The organism is Anabaenopsis arnoldii, from assembly GCF_028331025.1.
GTDB lineage: Bacteria > Cyanobacteriota > Cyanobacteriia > Cyanobacteriales > Nostocaceae > Anabaenopsis > Anabaenopsis arnoldii.
Genome location: NZ_JAQMUH010000002.1, coordinates 1 through 3,543, shown reverse-complemented (window position 1 = coordinate 3,543; position 3,543 = coordinate 1). Strand labels below are relative to the sequence as shown.

Here is a 3,543-nt window from a genome sequence, read left to right as displayed (position 1 = left end):
TGTGTTGCTCGTATAGATTACTTACATCTTCTAAAGTGAAATTACTTAAAGTCAGAGAGCGCACCTTGATATTAAAGGGACTAGAGGTATTTAACCTATCGCTACCACCAGAAGCTACCTTATAATCACGTACATCCCGCATCCCAATTAACGCCACACATTGGGGGAAACCCAGGGGACGACGGGGATAACCGGAGCGTAATTGGCGCAATACAGAAATTAAAGTTTCATCACTTAAAGCGTCAATTTCATCTAAGAATACCACCAGGGGTAAGGGTGAATCAGTTGCCCAAGTGCTTAAAAATGTGCCAATTTGGGAACCAGTACCCACTTCTGTCCATGTAGTGGGCTGTAGATTAGTTGGTAGGCGAAATTTAACCGACTGTTTCCACTCATCTAAAATTGCTCTTTCAGCAGTTCCAGGAGCATGGGGAAATACTGCGCCCACTTCTAAGGATAGTAAGACGGCGGTATATTTACCACTGGCTGTTAATTCCTGTGCTAGGGTAAGCATGGCAGTAGTTTTACCGGTTTGTCTGGGTGCATGGATGACAAAGTAATTCTGTTGGTCAATCAGGCGTTTTAACTCTGGTAACCGCTGACTTGTGGGTAAGGTATAGTGGATATTTGGCTTACAAGGGCCAGCAGTATTAAACCATTTAGTCATAATAGTTTATGTATAGCTTGATTTGATTATAACTTCCATGATTGTTGACTGTTAACTGTTGACGGTTGACCGTTGACAGGTCAGAAGTATTAATAGTCAACAGCGATCTGCACTTCGGCTCAAGCCGAGTGCAAGCTTTAGCAGCAGCGCTGGTGCGATCGCCCACGGATAACACCTACTGTGGACACTGGGTAAAATATCCGCGATTTCTGAGAAAAGTTTGGATATTAAAGGCGCTCGCCTTGATTGGATGTGAATACGATTTATCTTCTCAAATATCTATAGATAGATGACATAATTACCCCAATAGTATCACTGATTTGGCAATATAAAGCCTTTGCTGGCGATAAGGCAAATATATTATATACCCCTGGCTGACTTCTCTAATAAGTTCGGTATTCTAGTATTGTCTCTACTCAAAACTATTTACTTTAACTCCCCAGGCTGGATTCGAACCAGCGACCAATCGATTAACAGTCGATCGCTCTACCGCTGAGCTACTGAGGAACGCTCACAAGTAATTATCTTAAACCCAACATATAGAATTTGGCAAGTGTTTTACCAAACTTTTTTTTTGTAGATATTTAATTATGATCACATTACAGCCCAAACCCTTGCTAGTAAAGGGTTATCGCCTTTTAGATTCCAGTGGCTACTATAACCCCATTCTCAATTGAGCTAGTCGCTGGCGTGCTTTGGCATCAATGGAGTTGGCTAAAAACCGACTTTTGGGTTGCTTGGGTTTTTGATATTTATGTCGCATCCGAGAAATTGTACTTTGCACATCACTACAAAGCTGTTGTGCTGACAACAATTCAGCCCCATAGCCCTGAACTATCAACTGTTGGGCGCGGTCAGATGTGGCCACAATTACCCGATTAATCAGAGACTGCGCTTTTTGCTCCCTTAGAGATGCACAGGATTTTTCAATATAAGTGTCTGCGGTTTGTCCAAACTCAGTGTAATGAACTGATAACAGTTCCGTAATCATTTCTTGATTAGTAGGAGCTTTATGATGTTGGGCATCAAAAATTATTTGAGTGTTATAACCTAGAAACGAGCTGTAACTAGTCATTACTTCGACTAGTTCCCAGCGTGCAGCCTCTAGTCCTGAACGATCACGGGTTTTTTTCAGGCAAGGCCAAGCGCCAATTATATTGTAGCCGTCTACTAACAAGACAGCGGGTAGTAAGGAACGATGCATGGTATTTAATCACAGTTATCTAGAGTTAACAAAATTCATTCATAAATTTCATGGTAATTGAAATATTACTTGTAACTCTATGTTACAAACCATTAAAAAATTGCATCAGATGATAGGATTTCACTGCAAAAGGCTTGGCCAAACAGAAACGCGCCGGATCAAGGCGCGTCTCAATTGTTAGTAACTATTCAGAAAAAGGCATGGGAGCAAATGGGTATTTAAATTGATCCATTATCCATTGTCATCAACCTTTGCTTCAGACGCTGAGGATCACCTTGATCTATTAAACAGCCATTTTCTAGTAGAAAAGCACCGTCACAGTAGTTCAACTCATCTAGGCGATGAGTTACCCACAGAGCCGTCATTCCCCGACTTTTGACTAAACCACTCACACTAGCCACTAACTCTAATTGGCTATCTGGGTCTAAGAGGGCTGTCGGTTCATCTAAGAGTAAGATTTCACAACGCCGCGCGATCGCGCCGGCGATCGCCACTCGTTGTTTTTGTCCTCCGCTCAAAGCATAAATAGGGCGTAGTTGTAGGGTAGACAAATTCACCGACTTCAACGCCTCCTCAACCCTTGTCCTCACCGTCGCAGGGGGTAACTTTTCTTCTACCAGTCCAAAAGCCACATCAGCACCCACAGTTGGCATTACCAATTGATGATCAGGATTTTGAAACACAAAGCCAACGGGTTCTAGAACCTTAATCTCACCGGACTGAGGAGCCAATAGCCCCGCCAGTAGTCGGAGTAATGTAGATTTACCGCTGCCATTTGTACCCAAAAGCATCCAAAATTCACCTATAGGTACTTCCAGAGAACAAGATTGGATTGCCTTCGCGCCATTAGGCCAACTAAAATGTAAATTCTTGACCTCAATGCCAAATTCTGACATTTTCATACCCTAGTTATTCAGAAGCAGTGAGGGCAAAAAAGCCCGGTGGTCTACCACTGCTAGTAGTTGTACCATCTTTCTCGACAATCTGAACTCCAGAAATTTCACTGGCACGGACAGCAATTTTCTTCTCTGTCTTACCCTCACATTTAAGTTCCACGATGTCAGGGTTACCAGAGCGCATAGCGGCCAAAATTAGCTGATAGATAGCTTCAGCATCCTCTTGTGTCTTACGTTGTACAGATATGGGGAAGGCTGTATTTCTGATGCTTAGGTCAATGGTAAACATTTAGGATTAGTCCAACGTAACTGTAGGACTCATTTTAGCGTTAGCACATGGGGAATTGGGAATGGCGAATTAGTCGCTGTGGTCAACCCTCAACCCTCTGAGGGCTTTTTTGGCAAAAAATAAAATTTAATCCAGAATTAACTAGAAAAAGTCATCATTTGCACTTATAATTATGAGAGTCAGTAAAAATTTGTAAACTAGATTGACAATCTGGTAAACTATCTGCATAAAGATGGCTGTTAAAAGCTGATCTATAAGCAGACCTGTACTTATAAACATTTGGAGATTCGTTCTAATGACCATCGCAGTTGGACGTGCCCCCAGTACAAGAGGGTGGTTTGACGCTTTAGACGACTGGTTAAAGCGCGATCGCTTCGTATTCGTAGGCTGGTCAGGGATATTATTATTCCCCTGCGCTTACCTAGCACTAGGCGGTTGGCTCACCGGTACAACCTTCGTCACCTCCTGGTACACCCACGGATTAGCC

General features: G+C 42.7%; 4 protein-coding genes, 1 tRNA gene and 2 pseudogenes. 2 read left to right on the top strand and 5 right to left on the bottom strand.

All coding sequences use genetic code 11. The features are described 5' to 3' along the window. Positions 1-667 (bottom strand): annotated as a pseudogene (locus PN457_RS00040) (ATP-binding protein); the annotation flags it as partial. A gap of 65 nt (positions 668-732) precedes the next feature. Between PN457_RS00040 and PN457_RS00035 the strand changes: the two are divergent. Further along, positions 733-960 (top strand): hypothetical protein, encoded by a 228-nt coding sequence (locus PN457_RS00035; RefSeq protein WP_271730461.1) that lies wholly within the window; start codon positions 733-735, stop codon positions 958-960. Positions 961-1,102: 142 nt separating this feature from the next. Here PN457_RS00035 and PN457_RS00030 read toward each other — a convergent pair. The 4 genes from PN457_RS00030 to PN457_RS00015 form a co-directional block, all read right to left on the bottom strand. After that, positions 1,103-1,174: transfer RNA gene (locus PN457_RS00030), tRNA-Asn, on the bottom strand. Between the two features lie 148 nt (positions 1,175-1,322). After that, on the bottom strand, positions 1,323-1,871 hold the full coding sequence (locus tag PN457_RS00025) for an NYN domain-containing protein (protein WP_271730458.1): 549 nt from the start codon (positions 1,869-1,871) through the stop codon (positions 1,323-1,325). A gap of 218 nt (positions 1,872-2,089) precedes the next feature. Further along, positions 2,090-2,767: an ABC transporter ATP-binding protein gene (locus PN457_RS00020; RefSeq protein ID WP_271730457.1), complete on the bottom strand. Its 678-nt coding sequence runs from the start codon at positions 2,765-2,767 to the stop codon at positions 2,090-2,092. 13 nt (positions 2,768-2,780) lie between these two features. Next, entirely contained in the window at positions 2,781-3,056 is a 276-nt protein-coding gene (locus PN457_RS00015) for a hypothetical protein (protein WP_271730456.1), read from the bottom strand. Positions 3,057-3,351: 295 nt separating this feature from the next. On the opposite strand from PN457_RS00015, the pseudogene PN457_RS00010 reads away from it, so the two are divergent. Further along, positions 3,352-3,543, top strand: a pseudogene (locus PN457_RS00010) (photosystem II D2 protein (photosystem q(a) protein)); the annotation flags it as partial.